Raw genomic sequence first — 20,174 nt, 5'->3', positions numbered from 1 at the left:
CCTAAGGGATTCACAATAGATAGGAAGTCTGTGAAAGCAATTAAAACAATCATGAAATATAAAGTCATCAGCCTTTTATTATTATTTCATACTAGCTCGCTCGCCCTACCACTGTACTTAGATACATATACAAATGAACAAGGTTTATCTCAAAATTCAATCACCTGCAGTACCACTGATGAAAAGGGGTTTCATTGGTTTTCGACCCAAGGCGGCTTAAACCGATTCGATGGATATGAATTTAAACACTATAAATTCAATCCTTCACAATCGAGTATTTCGGGGAATTGGATTACAGACTGCCTGAATTTAGAAAACGGCCAACTTTGGTTTGCGACGACAAGCAACGGCCTCAACTTATTAAATACTGAAACAGGAAGTTTTAGTGTTTTTAACCAGTATTCAACCCCCTCTATTACAAACCAACGCATTTCAACAATAACCTCCAACTCCCCAGAAACAATTTGGATTGGTCACGATAAGGGGCAACTTACTCGGTTAAATACAAAAACAGGTACTACCGAGTTATTTTCTTACCAGGGCACAAATCAATTAAATGTTGTTTTTAAAGATATGCTTTTTGATGATAAAAAAAACCTTTGGTTAGCAAGTAATATTGGGCTTATTAAGTTCGATTCAAAAACAAATCAGTTCACATACATACCTAATAGCCCTAAACAGCTCTGGCAATTAAAAAAAGCACCAAACGGCAAATTTATTATAGGAGGCAAAACTGGTCTAAGTGTTTTTGACTTAAACACACTCGCATTTTATAACTTTGAGCAACTCAAAAATGTTTGGGTAACTGATATGCTTATTGATGATGAAAAAAACCTATGGGTAAGCACTTATGGCCATGGTCTTTATTATCAAACTAAAGATATTTTATTAAGTAAACAGTTTCAGCAACTTACTTACTCTCCAAATTTAAAGCATGGCTTAGCTAACGACCACTTATTGTCACTTTACCAAGACCCTAAAGGGATTATTTGGATTGGTACAGATGGTTATGGGTTACATCGCTATGATAAAAGACAGATTCAGTTTGGTCATCAAAAGCATCAAAGCAATAACTCGGCTTCGATTTCGAATGACTTTGTAAGAGCAATACTCAAAGATAGTAACAACATACTCTGGGTGGGCACGCGCGACGGACTTAACAAACACACTGACACAGGATTTAAACACTATAAAGCAGATAAAAACCACAATATTGGCCTAACTAATAACAATATATTTAGTCTTTATGAAGATGCCAATAAGCGCATATGGGTAGGCACGTATGGAGGTGGTTTACTGCTTTATAACCCAGTTAATGATAGCTTTTCAGCTTTTACTATGCAAAGTCACCAACTCAGCAGTAACCGTATTTATGCAATCGAGGGCGACCATATTGGTAATTTGTGGCTGGGCAGTAATGAAGGATTAACGCGATTTAATCCCGATACATTGCAAGTTACACACTTTAAATACAGCGCAGATAAAAATAGCATCTCAAATAATACTGTTTTTAGTATTACTTATGACAGTGAGAACAACGCGATATGGGCTGGAACCCGCGTAGGATTAAATAAATTTTCTTTAAATGATGAAACTTTCACTCATTACCAAAGCGATCTTAAAAAGCCTAATAGTTTAACGCATGACATGGTTACATCCTTGCATTTACAAGATAAAAACACTTTATGGGTAGGTACTTTTGGCGGGTTAAATAAGTTAAATATCCAAACAAACAAAGTAATAAACATTACAGAGTTCGATGGCTTGCTTAACGATAATATTTTTGCAATTAAACAAGACAGCAGCGGTTACTTGTGGCTAAGCAGTAATCAGGGGTTAACCCGTTACGCTCCTCAAACTCAACAAATGCAGCATTTTTTACCCGCAAACGGTATACAGCACCATTCTTTTATTTTAGGCGCCGCTTTTCAAGCGAATGACGGCGAGCTATTTTTTGGTGGTATTAACGGTTTTAATCAATTTGATCCGTTAAAACTAACCCTAGCAACTCAACCCCCAGAACCCGTTATTACAGACTTACTTATTTATAACCAGTCAGTCGCGACGCAGCAATATATAAAAAACAAGACCCAAACGGCTAAGCTTATAAGCTATACAGACAGACTCTTTTTTAAAGAAGAAGACAGTGTTATCGGCTTTAAATTTTCTGCTTTAAACAGTGCAGAGCCCCCTTCTCAATACCAATATGCTTACAAGTTAGCTGGGTTAGATAAGCAGTTTTTATACGCAAACAAAAACCAGAGGCAAGTTAGTTATTCTCAACTTCCCGCAGGAAGCTATCACTTTATTGTAAAAGTTAAAGACCAATACGGCCAATGGAGTGATGATAAAACGATGGTTGCGCTTACGGTTACTCCACCTTGGTGGAAGAACAATGTTGCTTATGTCACTTACATCATTATCGTATTATTTATAATGTGGTTAATTATAACAGCAAGGTATAGAGCTAAAGTTGCAGAGCAAGCAAACTTAAAAGAGAGAGAACTTAGCAGCTTAAAAACCCAGCTATTAGATAACGTTAGCCATGAACTTAAAACACCATTGAGCTTAATATTAGCGCCACTTGATAGTTTACTAAAAAGTCATAAAGATTCAGACACCCAACAAAAACTAGCGATGATTCAACGTAATAGCCATAAGCTATTGGATCAAATAAACCAACTTTTACAGCTCAGTCAGCGCCCAAGCACTGCAGTGAAACACGTAACACCCTATGCTATAAATCCGGTAGTTGAACAATTAATCGAAGATTTCACTCCTTTATTTAAACAAAAAAATATTACGTTCGAGCTTGAAGATTTAACGCAAAAAAATATTCTCATTGAATTAGAGCCAAATCATACAGTTTCTATTATCAGTAACTTATTAAGTAACGCCCAAAAATACACCCCGAACGGAGGTAAAGTATTACTTCAGCTATTAACTCAAAAACAAATATTAACCATCATAGTCTCAGACACTGGTGTTGGTATAGATAAAAAGCACCTCGAGGCAGTTTTCCAACGATTTACACGCATAGATACGAGTAATCAAAGCGGTAGCGGTATTGGCTTAGCACTTATAAAGCAGCTAGTTGAGCAATATGAAGGAACCATTGAACTTAAAAGTGAATTAAACAAAGGAAGTTGCTTCACTATTTCACTCCCAATAACTCAAGTAGACGAAACCTCTGACCTTACTGCTCTTGCTGTATCTAAAAGCAATAATTTATGTGCAGTAAAAAACAATAAAATTCTTATTATCGAAGACAACGATGAAATGCGTGATTTACTAACGTCACTCTTTATTAGCAACTTCGTATGTATAAACGCCGTTAACGGAGAGCTAGGTTTAGCTTTATGTAAAAGCGAAATGCCTGACTTGGTAATAAGTGATGTAATGATGCCTGTTATGGATGGCTATCAGTTTATTAAAGCACTGCGCAGCGACACGGCTATTAGCCATATTCCGGTGTTATTACTTTCAGCAAAGGCTGATACGCGCAGCAAATTAAAGGGCCTGGACTTACTTGCTGATGATTATTTAAGTAAACCCTTCGAACCACAGCTGTTATTAAGCCGCGTTCAAGGATTATTAACGATTAGAGAAGTACTCAATCAAAATTTAAAACAACAACTACCTGCTTTATCACAAACAATCGAGCTCGACCCACAAATGGCGCAAAGTAAAGATTATGTATTTACCGAACGTGTAAAAACGACAGTAAAAGAGCATTATCAAGACGAAGCGTTTAACGTGGAAGAATTTGCAGCTGCGCTTTATCTTAGCCCTCGCGCTTTACAATTAAAAATGAAAGCCTTGTACAACCTAACACCAAGCGATTACATTCGAAACATTCGCTTAGAATTTGCACAAGAGCTTTTAAAAAATAGTGAGCTTGCGATTGGTTTAGTAGCACAGCAAGTTGGCTTTAATTCACAAAGCTACTTTGCCCGCTGCTTTAAATCAAAATATAACATGTCCCCAAAACAGTTTCGTGAAAAACCCTCATAAATTTCGCCTGTGTGACTAAATATTTCGCACCAGTACTATTTTTAACCTACTGATTTAACTAAATTAACATGAATATAAATATTGAAGGAAATGCACAACATTTCCTTTAAGCATATTAATTAAGGACAGTCATATGTTAAAAGCACCACAAAAACTATTATTAACGGCACTATTAACGACCACTCTGAGCGCTTGTCAAAGCACCTCTACAAATGTCACTTCAGGTCAAAACTCACCAGACATAAATGCAGTTGCACAAGAACAATACAATGGCCCTAAAGCTCGTATTGCTGTTGCACGCTTTACCGATAAATCTAACAACTCAAAATGGTGGCGCAAAGAAATAGGCGACGGTATGGCTGATCAATTAACTACGGCTCTAGTATCAACAAACCGCTTTATTGTTTTAGAGCGCCAAGCGCTTGATGCTGTTTTATCAGAACAAGACCTAGCAGCCTCAGGTCGCGTTAGCGCTTCATCGGGTGCTGCTTATGGCGAGATTGAAGGTGCTGAAATAGTCGTGATTGCTGCGGTAACAGAATTTGATGACGATAGCTCTGGTGCAAGTGTTGGCAGTGGCGGCTTTATCGGTGATGTATTTAGCTCTGTATCTGCCGGTTTTTCGGGTTCACATATGGCAATTGATCTACGCCTTATAGATACTCGCACATCACGCATTTTAGCTGCAACGAGTGTTGAAGGGGGTAGTAAAGATTTTGATTTCACAGGCGCTGCAACCAATTTTGGTGGCGCACTCGTTGGTGGCAATATTAGTGGATGGTCAGATACCCCTAAAGAAAAAGCCCTGCGTGAAGTTATTATTAAAGCAGTTGAGTTTTTAGAAACTAAAATTCCAGATACCTACTATCGTTATAACAGTAACAACACGTTAGCACCGGGTTACACTGCGCCGCCACCAGCTACTAAACGCGCAAAATCAGCCAGCAAGCGCGCTGTAACAGTTGATGTACCCAATCATAGAATGCCGCATTATGAGAAAATGGATTTAGCAATGTCACGCCTAAGCTTAGTTTGTTTGGGTTACCTAAGAAATCAGCCTGACTACGAAGAATTTGAAACACAGGATGTTGAGTACGATCGTAAAACAGTTATCGCGCTTCGTGAGTATCAGCAAGACAAAAAACTCAAAGTAACCGGTTTAGCTGATGAAACAACCAAAAAGTCACTTGATGACAGTGGTTGTATTGCCAAAACGAACAAATCTAGCCTCGAAAGTATAAGCAACATGTTTAAGTTTAATTAATGACTTTGGCTTGGGTAGCTAATAAAAAGAGCTACCCAAGTACTCACTATCTAGTTAGCGCCTTTAACAAGTGGTACTCCGTTATTACCTACCGGAATATAAACAGTTGTATGATTAGGTGACTCAGCCATTTTTATTTGTGCATTAATAGCTTCATGTTGAATGTAATTAGCTGTTAGTGTTGCGTTAATGATCTTCTGAGCTTGAGCAATCCCTTTGGCTTCTTCAACCCTAATTTCAGCGTCTTTTTTGGCAATCTCTTTTTGTGTTTCTTTTTCCGATAATAGCTGCTGAGCTGCCAATTTTTTCTCAACTGCATTAGCAACAATATCGGGGTAATTAATATTGCCTACTACAACGTTTGCAAGTTTAAACGGCGTTGTCGATAAATAACTTTGCAGGCGCAGAGTCACTTCCTTCGCAATTTTCTCACGATTTGTTTTAAGCTCGCCACTATCGTATTTTTGTACTGTATCGCGCACATACGTTCTGAAAGTTTCACGTACAAAGCGTTTATACCAATTTTCGGCGCCGTACTGCTCTACCACAGTTTTAACAGTGCCACTCTCAATAGCAATAACAGCATGAAAATCAAATTTAATATTTAAATCATCATTCGCTAAGATTCTAAATGTCTCGGTATATGTATTAGGTCGCATATCGATGTTTACCACTTCATTTCGCAGTAACGACATACCGTAATTAGATGGGCCCTTCATTGTACCTTGATAACCACCTTCACCAAATACACGCGGCTTTTCGAATACGTAGCCTTCTTCACCTGCGGGTGTGCTTGGGTTAGTGCATGCAGTTAATCCAAAACCAACGACTCCTACAACCAATGCACCTTTAAATAGGTTATTAAACAATGTTTGTGTCCCGGAGTTTCTTGCTCTCATCATCTTTCCTTTAATTACTTTTTAATATTGTATAAACGTCACTTAACAAGCTTGAAGCACCAAACCTAAATGTATTTGCTTGCAAATAATCATCACCCATTATCGCGCGTGCAAGTGCTAAATAATCACTAGCATCGGCCACTGTTTTAACACCACCGGCGGCTTTAAAGCCAACATGCTTACCAGTATTTTTAATTGCACTGAGCATAATTTTTGTTGATTCAAGCGTGGCATTTACAGCGACTTTACCCGTACTGGTTTTTACAAAATCAGCACCACCTTCAATTGAAAGCTCCGTGGCTTGAGTAATAAGCGCTTCAGTTTTTAGCTCTCCACTTTCTATTATTACTTTTAGCTGGGCGCGTGACCCACACGCTTTTTTACTTTCGCTTACATAGTTAAGTACAGTTTGAGCATCGCCCGCGATTAACTTTTTATAAGGAATAACCAAATCAATCTCATCAGCACCGCGCTCTATTGCAATAAGTGTTTCGTTAATTACATCACTTATTGGTGCATCACCCGTTGGGAAGTTAGTGACTGTTGCAACTTTTACGTGGTTAAGCCCACGTGCTGCGAGTGCTATTTTTGCATCATCAACAAAGTCGCTATAAACACATACTGCAGCAGGTGTACCTAAGGTAGGGTTTATGCTATCAACAAGTGCTTGAATGCTTTTGGTTGTATCGCTGGTATTTAAGCTTGTTAAATCCATCAGTGCGACTGCTAATGCAGCTTCTTTTTGTTGTTGTGTCATTAGAGCTCCGTTACTTCTTGAGTACAAAATTTGATATGCCTCCATATTAACAAATAAAACCAAACTCGCTATAGCTCATAACCAAACACTATAAGCTGATTATTTTACTTGTAACTCGTCGCAATCCCTTGTTAACTAACTCTTAGGCCTAAAAAGCCCACCTATTATAACTTTTGGTTATATCAACTTGGTTTTAATTATTTTTTACTTATTGATAGCCGCTATATTCTGCTTATCAGAATAAAGCGTTTTCTTATATTTGAATTTGTTTAGGGGTCTTATTAACGTGCAGTATTTACCTATCTTTACCAAACTCGACAACAAACCAGTATTGGTTGTTGGCGGTGGAGAGGTCGCATTACGCAAATGTCGCGCGTTTTTAAAAGCGAGAGCAAGCGTTACTTTAGTAGCACCTTGGTTTTGCGACGAACTAAAAGAGCATGCACATAATAATGAAGTAACGCTTATTGATGCTTATTTTGATGAATCGCACCTTGATGGTAAAATGCTTGTTATTGCAGCAACCGACCGCGATGAAGTAAACAACAACGTATTTGAACTTGCCAATGCCCGCAATGTATTTGTAAACGTGGTTGATGACCAACCTAAATGTACGTTTATATTTCCATCCATTGTTGATCGCGACCCAATTACGATTGCTATATCAAGTGCAGGCACAGCGCCGGTACTTGCACGTCGCTTACGCGAAAAGCTCGAAACCCTTATTCCACATCATATTGGCCCACTTGCAACACTTGTCGGTGGCTTTAGAGACAAAGTAAAAAAACGCTTTAAACATTTTTCAGACCGCCGCCAATTTTGGGAAGGCGTGTTCGACTCATCTGTCGTGAGTAAAGTACAAACCGGCGATACCCAAGCCGCACAGCAACAGCTAGAACAAATGCTAGATGCTAAAGCAGAGCCTGAAGGCGAAGTATATGTAGTAGGCGCAGGCCCTGGCGATCCAGAGCTTTTAACACTTAAAGCACTGCAACTTATGCAACAAGCCGATGTGGTTGTATACGACTTTTTAGTATCTGACGAAATTATGGAATTAGTACGCCGCGATGCTGACCTTATTTGTGTAGGCAAACGTTTAGGCGATCATAGTGTTGTTCAAGACGACACCAACCAAATGCTGGTCGACCTTGCTAAACAAGGTAAAAAAGTGTGCCGCATTAAAGGTGGCGATCCGTTTATTTATGGCCGTGGTGGCGAAGAAGTACAAGTACTGGCTGCTAACAACGTAAATTATCAAATTGTACCGGGTATTACAGCCGCTGCAGGTTGTAGTGCGTATGCGGGTATTCCGCTTACGCATCGTGACCATGCACAAGCCATTCAATTTGTAACTGGACACTGTAAAAAAGACGGTCAAGAACTTGATTGGCAATCGCTGGCAAAAGCAAATCAAACGCTGGCTATTTACATGGGCGTAATTAAGTCGCCGCACATACAAAGCGAGCTTTTAAAACATGGCCGCAAAGCCGACACACCAGTTGCCATTATCGAAAACGGTACACGCAAAAATCAGCGTGTAGTAACAGGCCAACTAGGCGAACTTGCCGACTTAATCCAGCGCAACAGCATTATATCGCCTGCGCTACTCATTATTGGTGAAGTAGCCGCCCTGCACTCGCAACTAGCGTGGTTTGGCCAAAACGAGCAAACAAGCAGCTTTGCACAGCCGCTAACAGATGTATCAAATACATAACCGAATTTTAAATTTGTAACTTTTAATCATTTTAGTAGGACGACTAACAATGGCTTTAACTCACCTTCAGCAACTTGAAGCTGAAAGTATCAAAATCATGCGCGAAGTCGCCGCTGAGTTTGAGAACCCAGTAATGCTTTACTCTATTGGTAAAGATTCGTCGGTACTTTTGCACTTAGCGCGTAAAGCATTTTACCCTGCAAAAATTCCGTTTCCGTTATTACACGTAGACACCAACTGGAAGTTTCGTGAAATGATTGAGTTTCGCGACCGTATAGCTAAAGAATACGGCTTTGATCTACTGGTACACAAAAATCCAGAAGGCATTGAAATGGGTGTAGGCCCGTTTACGCATGGCTCGGGTAAACATACTGACATAATGAAAACCCAAGGCTTAAAGCAAGCACTTAACAAATATGGTTTTGATGCTGCATTTGGTGGCGCACGCCGAGACGAAGAAAAATCACGCGCAAAAGAGCGTGTTTATTCATTCCGCGACAAACACCACCGTTGGGACCCTAAAAACCAACGTCCTGAGCTTTGGAACACCTATAACAGCCAAGTTAATCCGGGCGAAAGCATTCGTGTTTTCCCGTTGTCTAACTGGACTGAGCTTGATATTTGGCAATACATTTATCAAGAAAACATCGACATGGTACCGCTTTATCTAGCAAAAGAGCGCCCTGTTGTTGATCGCGACGGCACCCTAATTATGGTTGACGATGAGCGTATGCCACTTAATGAAGGTGAAGTACCGCAAATGAAATCTGTACGTTTTCGTACATTAGGCTGCTACCCACTTACCGGTGCAGTTGAATCAACAGCCAGTACTTTAACCGAAATTATTGAAGAAATGCTGCTATCTACGTCATCTGAACGTGAAGGTCGTGTTATTGATCATGATTCAGCCGGCTCAATGGAGAAGAAAAAACGTGAGGGGTATTTTTAATGTCTAGCCAAAATAACGATACATTTAACGAAGTAAAAGAAATAGGCATAGACGCCTACCTAGCGCGCCAGCAAGACAAAAGCTTATTGCGTATGCTTACCTGTGGCAGCGTAGATGACGGTAAATCAACATTGATTGGCCGCCTACTGCACGACAGCCACCAAATTTATGAAGATCAGCTAGCAGCCCTTCATAAAGATAACGAAAAAGTAGGTAATGCAGGTGAAGATCTTGACCTTGCTTTATTAGTTGATGGCCTACAAGCTGAGCGTGAACAAGGTATTACCATTGACGTAGCGTACCGTTACTTTTCAACGGCTAAGCGTAAATTTATTATTGCCGACACACCTGGGCACGAGCAATACACACGCAACATGGTAACGGGTGCATCAACAAGTGATGTCGCCATTATTTTGGTTGATGCGCGTTACGGCGTGCAAGTACAAACTAAGCGCCATAGCTTTATTTGTGACTCGCTGGGCATTAAGCAGTTTGTTGTTGCCGTTAATAAAATGGATATCGTTGATTTTGACGAAACCGTGTATGAAAAAATTAAGGCCGATTACCTTAAATTTGCTGAGCAACTTAACGTATCAAACATTAAGTTTGTGCCTATGTCGGCGCTTAAAGGCGACAACGTAGTAACGCGTTCTGCTCATACACCGTATTACACCGACAAGCCGCTACTAGAATTACTAGAAGATTCGCCAGCAGCCGAAACAGATACAGGCTTTGAAGCGCGCCTACCTGTGCAATATGTCGTGCGCCCTAACTTAAACTTCCGTGGTTTTCAGGGCACACTTACATCGGGCAAGATACATGTAGGCGATGCAATAAAAGTATTACCGTCGGGTAAAACATCAAGCATTAAAGAAATTGTTACCTTTGATGGCAACCTAGACAGCGCCGAAGCTGGCCAAGCAATTACCGTTACCCTAAATAACGAAATTGATATTAGCCGAGGGGATGTAATAGTACCTGCAAACTCAACGGCCGCTGTAACTAACCAGTTGCAAGCTAAAATTGTGTGGATGCATGAGTCGCCATTAGTATTAGGTAAAAGCTATAACCTAAAACTAGGCAGCAAAAACACCTCAGCTATTGTTAAAAAGATTGATCACACCATCGATGTGAACACGCTTGAGCACGGCACTAGTGACTCATTACAGTTAAACGAAATTGCGATTGTAACACTTGAACTAACCGAAACTATTTTGGCAGACGAGTACCACAGCAATCACGAAACAGGCTCGTTTATCCTAATCGATCGCTTATCAAACCTAACAGTTGCTGCCGGTATGATTGAGCAAGTACTGCAAAGCCAAGCACAGCAAAGTAACTTTAGCGAATTTGAAGTTGAATTTAACAGCTTAGTACGCAAGCACTTTCCGCATTGGCAAGCGCTTGATATTTCTAAGTTATAAGTTAACTTTAGCCTGTTAGGAATTTAAAAGCATGGTAGAACAGCTCGTTTTAACAGGCATTATGCTTACCTTAGTCGGGTGCCTTTTTGGCACTCGTATTAATCCAGCATGGTTATTTGTAAGTGCCATTGGTACTAGTTACTTAACCGGATTAATTGATCTTGAAAGCATGTTAGTTAATTACGCTAACCCGTCGCTTATTACCTTGGTATTACTGGTATTAGTGTCGACAGCAATAGAAAAAACCACCCTAATTCAAAAGTTAGCGCAATCGCTATCTAAAGGTAGTTTAGTAAAATCGGTAACAAAATTGGGGTTATCAACCGCCTTTTTATCGTCGTTCACTAACAATACCGCCGTTGTTGCATCGCTTATTACCGCGATAAAAGACAATCCTAATCACTCCCCTTCAAAGCTATTATTACCGCTGTCGTACACTGCTATTTTGGGCGGCACTATTACGCTTATTGGTACATCAACCAACTTAATCGTCAATGGCTTTGCAGTAGATGCGGGCATGGAACCGCTGGGCTTTTTTGACTTTACCTTAGTGGGTTTGGGCGCGCTAAGCGTAGGCCTAATTACCATTTTAGTAATGCTTAAATACTTACCCGACAACGGTAAAAGCGACCAAGAAGTCGTGCCTTTTTACCTAGAAGGTAAAGTACAATCAAGCTCAAAATTAATAGGCCAAACCGTAGAAGAAAACGGCCTGCGTGATTTAAAAGACTTATTCCTTGCTGAAATCATTCGCGACGGGAGCCGCATTTGCGCAGTCACTCCACAGCAAATTATTCAAAAAGACGACGTGCTGCTGTTTGTAGGTGACATAAAATCGGTGCCATTACTTACCCGTTTCGACGGCCTAAAAGTCGTGCACGAAAATCATCAAAAAGACATAGAACACTTAGTAGAAGTAGTCGTAAGTCAATCTTCAAAATTTATTGGCAAAACCGTAAAAGAAGCCCGCTTTAGAGAGCAGTTTCATGCAGCCGTTATTGCTATTCGTCGTGGGCACGACCGCTTACAAGGCGGCCTTGGGCAAGTGCAATTACAAGCTGGCGACTCACTTATACTCGCACCAGGCAAAAACTTTTACAGCTTGCCTAATTTAAAGCGCGAATTTGTGTATATTTCAGGGTTTGACTTACAAGCCCACCTTGCACCTAAACAATCAAACATTGTGTTACTAAGCTTTGCCGCAGTACTGGGTTTAAGCATTATTGGCATAGTGCCGCTGGTTAAAGGCTTATTAGTATTACTGATTGGCTTAATGCTCAGTGGCACCATAAAACTTAACGAAGTAAAACGCCGTTTTCCTATCGAGTTATTAGTGGTAGTAGGCAGCGCCATTGGCCTTGCTAAATTAATGATAGGCACCGGACTTGCCGGGCAAATATCCGACGCCATGTTTATGGTACTTGGGGATTTTGGCCCGTACGGCGCATTTATTGCCATATTTTTAATGACCGTATTATTTACCGAGCTTATTACTAATAACGCAGCAGCTGCCTTGTCGTTCCCTGTTGCTTACTCGCTCGCGGTTGGTTTTAATGTAGACCCGCTACCGTTTATTATGGCGGTTGCCTTTGGCGCATCAGCCAGCTTTATATCGCCATTTGGGTATCAAACTAATCTAATGGTTTATAGCGCGGGTAACTATCGCTTAAAAGATTACATAGTGATGGGCTTACCCCTTTCTATTATTTATTCAATCACGGTATTAACCTTGATCCCGCTGGTATTTCCGTTTTAATACCTGCGCTTACAGCATAAGAGACTCTCACTATGGATGAAAATATAGTTTGGCATAACTACGCAACGACAAAAGCACAGCGTAGTGAGCAAAAAAAACATAAGCCCGCTATTTTATGGTTTACCGGCTTTTCAGGCTCTGGTAAAAGCACCGTAGCAAACGCACTAGAAGCGGCGCTTAATCAGCAAGGTACGCACACTTACCTGCTCGATGGCGACAACGTACGCCACGGTTTGTGTAAAGATCTAGGCTTTAGCGACGAAGACCGCATTGAAAACATACGCCGCGTAGGCGAAACCGCAAAACTAATGACCGACGCTGGCTTGTTAGTACTTACTGCGTTTATATCGCCTTTTAGAGCAGAACGCGACATGGTGCGTAACTTAGTAGACGAAGGCGAATTTATCGAAGTATTTATCGATACCCCACTGGATGTATGCGAAAGCCGCGATCCTAAAGGCTTATACAAAAAAGCCCGCGCTGGAGAGATAAAACACTTCACTGGTATCGATTCAAGCTACGAAGTGCCAAACAATCCAGAAATAATTTTAGATACAAGTAAAAACACCCTAGACCAATCGGTTACACAACTGATAACGTATCTAAAACAAAAGCACATAATATAGGTTAACCCCATGAATCAAACCGAACTGCTAGAAGAAACCCTCATCCTTGCCCGTAAAGCAGGCCAAGCGATAATGGGAATTTACGAAAAGGATTTTAACGTTGAGTACAAAGCCGATGAAAGCCCCGTAACCGACGCCGATTTAGCAGCTCATAAACTAATTGTGGCAGGTCTTCAACAGCTCACACCTGATATTCCAATACTCAGTGAAGAAAACGCCGACATAAGCTGGGATGTCCGCCAAACGTGGAAAAGCTACTGGTTAGTTGATCCAATCGACGGCACTAAAGAATTTATTAAAAAGAACGGTGAATTTACCGTAAACATCGCCCTAATTAAAAACGGCACTCCTATTTTAGCCGTAGTAGATGCACCTGCCCTTGGCGTATCGTACTTAGCCGCCGAAGCCATTGGCGCATTTAAAGATAAAGGCGATGAGCGAATTGAGCTTAAGGTAACTACCAAACCTAACAAAGGGTTAATTCGTGTTGTAGGCAGCCGCTCTCACCCATCACCCGATTTAGCCGAGTTTGTAAAACGCTTTGACGAGGTTGAAATGGTGTCAAAAGGCAGCTCACTAAAACTGTGTTTAGTCGCCGAAGGCAGTGCTGATATTTACCCCCGCTTAGGCCCAACCTGTGAATGGGATACGGGTGCTGGCCATGCCATCGCCGAAATAGCCGGTGCTAAAGTCACTAAGCTTGATGGCAGCCCGCTTATTTATAACACTAAAGATGAGTACTTAAATCCGTATTTTATTGTGAGTGCGATAGAAGAGTAAGCGCCTAGAGCTGTTAGCGGTTAATTTAAAAGCAGCTCAGCGTTAAATTATTTGTAGGTCGGGATTTATCCCGTCATTTTGTCGGGCTAAAGCCAGACCTACAAAAGAGCTGCACCGCAAGTACAAACACTGTATTTCGTGGGGATACATTTAGCTCTGATAACCAATATGACATTCAGCGAAACCCAGAATGCTGAGCCATAAGCTGCATATTCCGCCTCGTAGGAGATAGCTTCAGCCACGAAAAATCCTACACCGAACTTTATTAAAAAACAAATTTCACCACCGAGGCGCTTCGCGCTGCACAGAGATTGTTTTTGTAGGTCGGGGTTTACCCCGTCACATTGTCAGGCTAAAGCCAGACCTACAAGATATAAAGCCGTAAGTACAAATCACCGTAGGAGATGGCTTTAGCCACGAAAAAGCCTGCACTGTATTCTATTTGAAAAAACAATTTCACCGCAGAGCTCGCCGAGGCGCTTCGCTGCACAGAGCGATTACAACGCCTCAGAAAAACTTAAGCTTTTTATTGCCAAATCGATATCTGATTTATTTTCTTGATTATCTTTAAGCTCTGCAAGTATCTGTAAAATGTTTTCTCTCTGCCCAGGTGAAAGGTCTGAAAAATGCTCTTGCAAATGTTTAATTGTTAAATGTTGGTACGGTACTGGTCTAACTAAAAACTCAACAGTCCGTGTATTTTTATTTTTGATTACAACTTCTAATAGATTTTTCATTAGCCTATTTAAAAAGTTAAATTCACCATCGGCTAACTGCGAAAAAGCTATAAAACTTAGGCACACATACAAAGATTGTTCAGATAACTTATGCGCATTTTCATTTAAAAAATTAACTATATTAAGACCTTGAAAAAGCGCATTACTATGACTTGCAGCTTCCTTTCTTTCTACTTCATCTTTAATGTCCACATAATTTCTATTCAAATCCTTTATTTTAATTTTCCCTTCAAAACTTCGCTGTAATCTTTCCAATTGTCGTTCAAGCAACTTTTCTCCGCTTTCTAATTCAACTAGCTTATATAAAACTTTTTCCAAATTATTATTATCGATGGTTTGCTTTGTATATTCCTCAAAAAGGCCGTCAGTCAAAAAGCCATTTTTATCTTTTCCAATATGCTCTAAAACATCAAAAACTATTTGTTCAACCCTATTTTGGTACTTATTATCAGTAAAAAGTATCCGGCCAAAACGTTCAAATTCCTCTTGCCATCGATAATCACTACAAATATTTTTTGCTAATTCTTGAGTTGATAAAGATTTTATAGAATCAATAACAATCTGATCTCTTAGCTCATTTTCAGGGACTGTTTCCAGTAAAATACGCTTTAAATAATCAACAGTATCTAGTTTTACACCTAAATGTTGCTCGCCACTATTTTTATCACTTTTTAAACCATTTCCGCTTTTATTAGTTATATCTTCTTTAAGATTTAGTAATTCCTTGAATAAAGCATTGTAAACATGCGTAGCTTCACTATTTATAAAATCAGCTATCAAGTTTGAGAGGGTTTCATTTATTGTTTTTTGCTTTCCATCTTCTGTTTTAGCTACTGGTAACGGTTTAACATTAACTAAGCTTGTGTACGAGTTTACAAAAGCATTAAATAACGCAGGCTCAGCCTCACGTAATGTAGTGAGTAATAACAAAGAGCCAAAATCGACCTCTCCCAATAACTTTTCTTTAGTCCAACACTTACTTACGCGTCGCATCACTCGCTTCAAAACTCGAATTGAAACTATAAAGTTATTAGAAATAATAGCTGGCTGATAAAAAGTCTGACGAAAGGTAAGAGGGGTTTGGTTGAAATATTGTTCAGAACTACTTATTGAAGAATGTGTTAACAACATATCATTCTCGAATACTTCTTTAGTGCATAGCTTTGCCCACTTACATAAAGTTTTCTTTGAATCTTCGGATACTATCGTTTCGATGTGATCGGCCAGCTTGCTTTGTACTTCAATATACAAGGACTTCTCATTACCCATCGCAACGATAAAATTGATATGACTTAAGTTTTTATCTTTCAATCTATCCAGCAGCGCGGCTATATCATTCAAACGTTTCTCATTTTCATCGCCAGTACCACGATCAACGTCTTGCAAAGTAATGAGTAGTTTATGGTTTGTTGTTTTTAGTACATCATTAAGCTTTTGAAAACTTCCCTCAATATCAACAGGGCCTGCGAGTAACGTAGATGCAAACTGAAACATACTACCACCCGACTTTAGTGCTTCAGTGTAATGTTTAGGTAGTGTACGAAAGGCACACATATCAATATATTGGCTTATATCATCAATAATATTGCTGAGTATCACATGAGCAACATTCCCGCTTGCAGCGCCCCATGTTGATATATCGCTGTGTATCCAAGTACTCTCTTTTTCAGAGTTTTTTGCCAAATCATTCACAATACTTTCGACGATACTGCTTTTTCCGCAACCATAAGGTCCACATAATGCTATGTGCTGCGCTAAATCTTTTTCATACTTATCACCACCATTTTGCAGCCGCTCGGTGATACGCTTGGCATACACCTGTAAGTCTGGCTCTAATTCCTCTGTGCTTTTAATAGTCGAATCGTCTTTAAACCAACTTTTAAACTGATCTAATGTTTTAAAATCACCAGAACTCAGATTTTTCGTACGCTCCAAAGTTATTTGATTACGATTCCATTTAGCTTTAATGCATTCATTTATATATTTGATTATCAAAAATATTGCAGAGAATATGTAAATATCTACTGTTATAAAAAGCGGCCAACTAAAGCCTATCTGACTGATATGCCAATAAATGAAAGCTGTACTAATCACTGCGATAAGAGAAAAGCATACAACTAAATTAAGGCTAATTCTTTCATTGCTTTGTTGATAAGCTGTAATTATGGAAGAGCCTAAAATTAATACGATGAAATACTCAAAACAAGAAGTAGCAGCTATTAACTCTTCTTGGTTTGAAGTGAAATACAAAATAGCCCCTATAATAGTTACCGATAACCATAAGCTCATTGTCACTGGCGGGTATCGCCAGCTAAATCCAATATCGCGTTTAGGGTGCGATATATAAAATTTATCAAGCAACAGCTTTATGCCAATACCCGCTAAAAAAGCACCGCTGTAATGTAAAACCGGATTCGCAGCTAAAATAGCGCTCCAACTCGAATATGCCTTTTGTACAAAACCGGCTTTGCTTAAAAATACAGTAATTGTTGCGGCGGTAATTGCGTACAATAAAAGAGAAAGCCAGCGTGTGGCTGTAATGGGGAGAGTTTTAACTTGCGACAACTTAATATCCTTATCAATACGTTACTTTGCCAGTGTATATCAATTGAACATTATTGAATAAGCAAGTTTAATAAATAAAACCGCCTCTCTGGCTTCATTAATCGCATGACGCTATGACATGTTGGGTTTCGCTTCGCTCTACCCAACCTACGTTTTTACTTAAAATGAAACTATAAATTCAATAAAACCTAATTTATGAAATTATTATTTCATAAATTGAGCTTTAAGAATCAATTACTGTTTGGGATATTAGTTATTCAAGTATTTGACTAATCACAAAAATGAAACTATATTTTCACTTAACATTAGTAAATGAAAATATAGTTTTATATGAATAAAAGCGATAGCCATTCATTAGTTAAGCGTGGAGCCACTGTATTCCCGCGTAACCTTAAAATACTCCACAACTTGGGTGAAAATATTTTACTCGCAATGAAACGACGCGGGATCACCCAAGAAGTGATGTTCAACAGGACGGGAATTTCTAAGCCAACACTTCGCAAAATAACTAAAGGCGATCCTTCCGTGTCTATTGGGCATTACGTAAATGTTCTTGCCGTTTTAAACCTTCTCGAAGACTTGAGCAAAGTAGCACTTGATGATGAATTAGGTAGAAAGTTGCAAGACATTGAGCTTTTAAATAAAAAACGATAGAGGTTACCAATGGAAATTTTTGTTTACGCCGATTGGCTTATTACTGAAAAACCTTTATTTTTAGGAACACTAAGATCGTCGGTTATTCGCGGTAAAGAGCATTTTAGCTTTAGTTATGACAAAGATTGGCTCGTCTCTAAATTTGCACTTCAAATAGATCCAACATTGCAATTATATGCTGGAGAGCAGCATGCTACTGATGACAAAAATTTCAAAGTGTTTTTAGATTCGTGTCCTGATCGATGGGGCCGCTTATTAATGCAGCGCAGAGAAGCCGTTATTGCGCGTAACGAAGGGCGCAAAGCAAATGCACTATTTGAAACGCATTATTTATTAGGAGTTCATGACTCTTTCAGGATGGGGGCTTTAAGATTTTGCACTGCTCGTGATGGCAATTTCCTTGATGATAATGAAGACTTCTCCACACCAGCCATAACTTCGCTGCCAGAACTTGAAAAAGCAGCTAAAGGCATTGAAAGTAAACCTGACTTTGAAAATCCTGATTATTTAAAATGGCTGAACATGCTCATCTCACCGGGTTCTTCACTTGGTGGCGCAAGACCAAAAGCATCTGTGAAAGATATTGACGGCTCTTTGTGGCTTGCTAAATTTCCTAGTCGTTATGATGAATATGATATTGGCCTATGGGAATATATAGTTTACAAAATGGCGCTAAATGCTGGAATTAATATGTCTGAATGCAAGGTGCAGACTATTGGCTCTGATCATCATATTTTTCTTACTAAGCGATTCGATCGGCTAGAAGGTGGACATAGGCTGCTATTCACTTCTGCTATGACACAGCTAAAGTACTTTGATGGCAACGACGACGGAGCAAGTTACCTTGAGTTAGCTGAATTTTTAATTGAAAATGGCTCTAATACTCAAGAAGATTTAAAACAGCTTTGGACGCGTATGTTATTTAATATCATGGTTTCAAATAGTGATGATCACTTACGTAACCATGGCTTTATTTTTGATACTACAGGTTGGCGTTTATCTCCCGCTTACGATATTAACCCTACTCAAAACGCTACGGGATTACATCTAAATATTGATGACAAAGACAATGCTTTAGAAATAGATCTAGCGTTTGATGTTGCACACTACTTTCAACTTAATGTTAAAACTGCTAACGAAGTCTATACGCAGGTTAAAAATGCGGTTCAAGAATGGAATGAACTAGCAAAAAATCTCGGTATTTCGCAAGGCGAGCGAGACCTAATGAAAGACTGCTTTATTATTCAATAAATCAAAGTAGAGTCATATTTAGGGTTATTATTTTTTAGGGGATTGCCTAACCAACGCTCCTTGTCGCTCACTTTTATACCACTGTTTCGTATTCATGACACTTACCTTCCAATTGGGTCTAATTAATTAGTCTACAAATCCCCACAAAACATGAAATTTTTAGCTAAAAACTACATTCTTCTGCGCAATTGTTATTAATAATGGATGAGCACACACATGATAACACCTCAAGGTGTAACGCTTTCAAATACATCAATAAATAACACACTCTTTTACCTCAAAATAGAACCAGCACGATATACAATGGACGCTAAGTCTATTTGGCACGGCCGTTGGTGCGGGTATTTTATTTTTACCTATTAATATTGGCATTGGCGGTTTTTGGCCGTTAATTATTTTGGCGTGTTTAGCATTCCCAATGACCTTTTGTGCCCACCGAGAGTTATCGCGTTTTGTACTTTCGCAAAAAATAAAGATACGACTTTACCGATGTAGTTGAAGAGCACTTTGGTGTGACTGCAGAACGGTTAATTTCTTTATTGTACTTTTTATCTATATTCCCAATTTTGCTTATTTACGGTGTGGCTTAACCAATACTATTGATAGCTTTATGGTTATTCAAATCGGGATGGAATCGCTTTCTCGCGTATTGCTTTCAGGCCTATTGGTTGCGGGTATTATCCTTCGGATCTTGTTTTTAGTTTAGGACGAAAGTCAAAAGAAAAATCTGCTCCAGTTTACTCATGATGGCTGTTATAAATTTTTTCTAATTACCTACCATTAA

Annotated in this window: 13 protein-coding genes and 1 pseudogene; 11 read left to right on the top strand and 3 right to left on the bottom strand. The window is 39.4% G+C overall.

Annotation, left to right across the window (positions count from 1 at the left end; all coding sequences use genetic code 11):
• The first annotated feature begins 30 nt into the window (after nt 1–30).
• Both NRL14_RS09345 and NRL14_RS09340 read left to right on the top strand, forming a co-directional pair.
• A complete protein-coding gene (locus tag NRL14_RS09345; protein ID WP_306724512.1) occupies nt 31–4,014 on the top strand; it encodes a two-component regulator propeller domain-containing protein in 3,984 nt (1,327 codons plus the stop codon).
• 133 nt (nt 4,015–4,147) lie between these two features.
• Nucleotides 4,148–5,278 (top strand): CsgG/HfaB family protein, encoded by a 1,131-nt coding sequence (locus tag NRL14_RS09340; RefSeq protein WP_306724511.1) that lies wholly within the window; start codon nt 4,148–4,150, stop codon nt 5,276–5,278.
• A 50-nt stretch (nt 5,279–5,328) separates the two neighbouring features.
• On the opposite strand, the gene NRL14_RS09335 is transcribed toward NRL14_RS09340, so the two are convergent.
• Both NRL14_RS09335 and deoC read right to left on the bottom strand, forming a co-directional pair.
• Complete coding sequence (locus tag NRL14_RS09335; protein ID WP_024600082.1) at nt 5,329–6,177, bottom strand: SPFH domain-containing protein; 849 nt, start codon at nt 6,175–6,177, stop codon at nt 5,329–5,331.
• A 10-nt stretch (nt 6,178–6,187) separates the two neighbouring features.
• Nucleotides 6,188–6,934 (bottom strand): deoxyribose-phosphate aldolase, encoded by a 747-nt coding sequence (gene deoC, locus NRL14_RS09330; protein WP_306724510.1) that lies wholly within the window; start codon nt 6,932–6,934, stop codon nt 6,188–6,190.
• 286 nt (nt 6,935–7,220) lie between these two features.
• Here deoC and cysG point away from each other — a divergent pair, with 286 nt between their 5' ends.
• From cysG to cysQ, 6 genes are read left to right on the top strand one after another with little or no spacing between them, the layout of a single operon-like run.
• Nucleotides 7,221–8,648 carry a siroheme synthase CysG gene (cysG, locus tag NRL14_RS09325; RefSeq protein ID WP_306724509.1) on the top strand — a complete coding sequence of 476 codons (1,428 nt, stop codon included), beginning with the start codon at nt 7,221–7,223 and terminating at the stop codon, nt 8,646–8,648.
• 49 nt (nt 8,649–8,697) lie between these two features.
• Nucleotides 8,698–9,597 carry a sulfate adenylyltransferase subunit CysD gene (gene cysD / locus NRL14_RS09320; protein ID WP_008133447.1) on the top strand — a complete coding sequence of 300 codons (900 nt, stop codon included), beginning with the start codon at nt 8,698–8,700 and terminating at the stop codon, nt 9,595–9,597.
• The gene (gene cysN / locus NRL14_RS09315; protein WP_306724508.1) at nt 9,597–11,021 is read left to right on the top strand and encodes a sulfate adenylyltransferase subunit CysN; all 1,425 of its coding nucleotides are present in this window, start codon (nt 9,597–9,599) and stop codon (nt 11,019–11,021) included. The genes cysD and cysN overlap by 1 nt, the downstream gene beginning before the upstream one ends.
• A gap of 31 nt (nt 11,022–11,052) precedes the next feature.
• The gene (locus tag NRL14_RS09310) at nt 11,053–12,777 is read left to right on the top strand and encodes an SLC13 family permease (protein WP_306724507.1); all 1,725 of its coding nucleotides are present in this window, start codon (nt 11,053–11,055) and stop codon (nt 12,775–12,777) included.
• 32 nt (nt 12,778–12,809) lie between these two features.
• Nucleotides 12,810–13,403, top strand: a complete 594-nt coding sequence (gene cysC / locus NRL14_RS09305; RefSeq protein WP_002958870.1) for an adenylyl-sulfate kinase — start codon at nt 12,810–12,812, stop codon at nt 13,401–13,403.
• A 9-nt stretch (nt 13,404–13,412) separates the two neighbouring features.
• Entirely contained in the window at nt 13,413–14,183 is a 771-nt protein-coding gene (gene cysQ / locus NRL14_RS09300; protein WP_007378438.1) for a 3'(2'),5'-bisphosphate nucleotidase CysQ, read from the top strand.
• A gap of 497 nt (nt 14,184–14,680) precedes the next feature.
• On the opposite strand, the gene NRL14_RS09295 is transcribed toward cysQ, so the two are convergent.
• Nucleotides 14,681–17,485: a P-loop NTPase fold protein gene (locus NRL14_RS09295; RefSeq protein ID WP_306724506.1), complete on the bottom strand. Its 2,805-nt coding sequence runs from the start codon at nt 17,483–17,485 to the stop codon at nt 14,681–14,683.
• Between the two features lie 330 nt (nt 17,486–17,815).
• Between NRL14_RS09295 and NRL14_RS09290 the strand changes: the two genes are divergently transcribed.
• The 3 genes and pseudogenes from NRL14_RS09290 to NRL14_RS09280 all read left to right on the top strand — a co-directional run.
• Complete coding sequence (locus NRL14_RS09290) at nt 17,816–18,139, top strand: helix-turn-helix domain-containing protein (RefSeq protein ID WP_096793893.1); 324 nt, start codon at nt 17,816–17,818, stop codon at nt 18,137–18,139.
• A gap of 9 nt (nt 18,140–18,148) precedes the next feature.
• Nucleotides 18,149–19,390 (top strand): type II toxin-antitoxin system HipA family toxin, encoded by a 1,242-nt coding sequence (locus NRL14_RS09285; RefSeq protein WP_096793894.1) that lies wholly within the window; start codon nt 18,149–18,151, stop codon nt 19,388–19,390.
• A gap of 216 nt (nt 19,391–19,606) precedes the next feature.
• Nucleotides 19,607–20,072: pseudogene (locus tag NRL14_RS09280) on the top strand (aromatic amino acid transport family protein); the annotation flags it as partial.
• Between the last annotated feature and the right edge of the window lie 102 nt (nt 20,073–20,174).

The sequence above is a fragment of the Pseudoalteromonas sp. 20-92 genome (assembly GCF_030847595.1).
Lineage (GTDB): Bacteria > Pseudomonadota > Gammaproteobacteria > Enterobacterales > Alteromonadaceae > Pseudoalteromonas > Pseudoalteromonas fuliginea.
Note: the sequence above shows the minus strand (reverse complement) of the source record. Positions and strands in the feature narration are given on the sequence as shown.

Excerpts from the sequence above, each read along its gene's own strand:
- NRL14_RS09340 (WP_306724511.1), top strand. The coding sequence starts at position 4,148 with ATGTTAAAAGCACCACAAAAACTATTATTAACGGCACTATTAACGACC.
- NRL14_RS09335 (WP_024600082.1), bottom strand. The coding sequence starts at position 6,177 with ATGAGAGCAAGAAACTCCGGGACACAAACATTGTTTAATAACCTATTT.
- deoC (WP_306724510.1), bottom strand. The coding sequence starts at position 6,934 with ATGACACAACAACAAAAAGAAGCTGCATTAGCAGTCGCACTGATGGAT.
- cysD (WP_008133447.1), top strand. The coding sequence starts at position 8,698 with ATGGCTTTAACTCACCTTCAGCAACTTGAAGCTGAAAGTATCAAAATC.
- cysN (WP_306724508.1), top strand. The coding sequence starts at position 9,597 with ATGTCTAGCCAAAATAACGATACATTTAACGAAGTAAAAGAAATAGGC.
- NRL14_RS09310 (WP_306724507.1), top strand. The coding sequence starts at position 11,053 with ATGGTAGAACAGCTCGTTTTAACAGGCATTATGCTTACCTTAGTCGGG.
- cysC (WP_002958870.1), top strand. The coding sequence starts at position 12,810 with ATGGATGAAAATATAGTTTGGCATAACTACGCAACGACAAAAGCACAG.
- cysQ (WP_007378438.1), top strand. The coding sequence starts at position 13,413 with ATGAATCAAACCGAACTGCTAGAAGAAACCCTCATCCTTGCCCGTAAA.
- NRL14_RS09290 (WP_096793893.1), top strand. The coding sequence starts at position 17,816 with ATGAATAAAAGCGATAGCCATTCATTAGTTAAGCGTGGAGCCACTGTA.
- NRL14_RS09285 (WP_096793894.1), top strand. The coding sequence starts at position 18,149 with ATGGAAATTTTTGTTTACGCCGATTGGCTTATTACTGAAAAACCTTTA.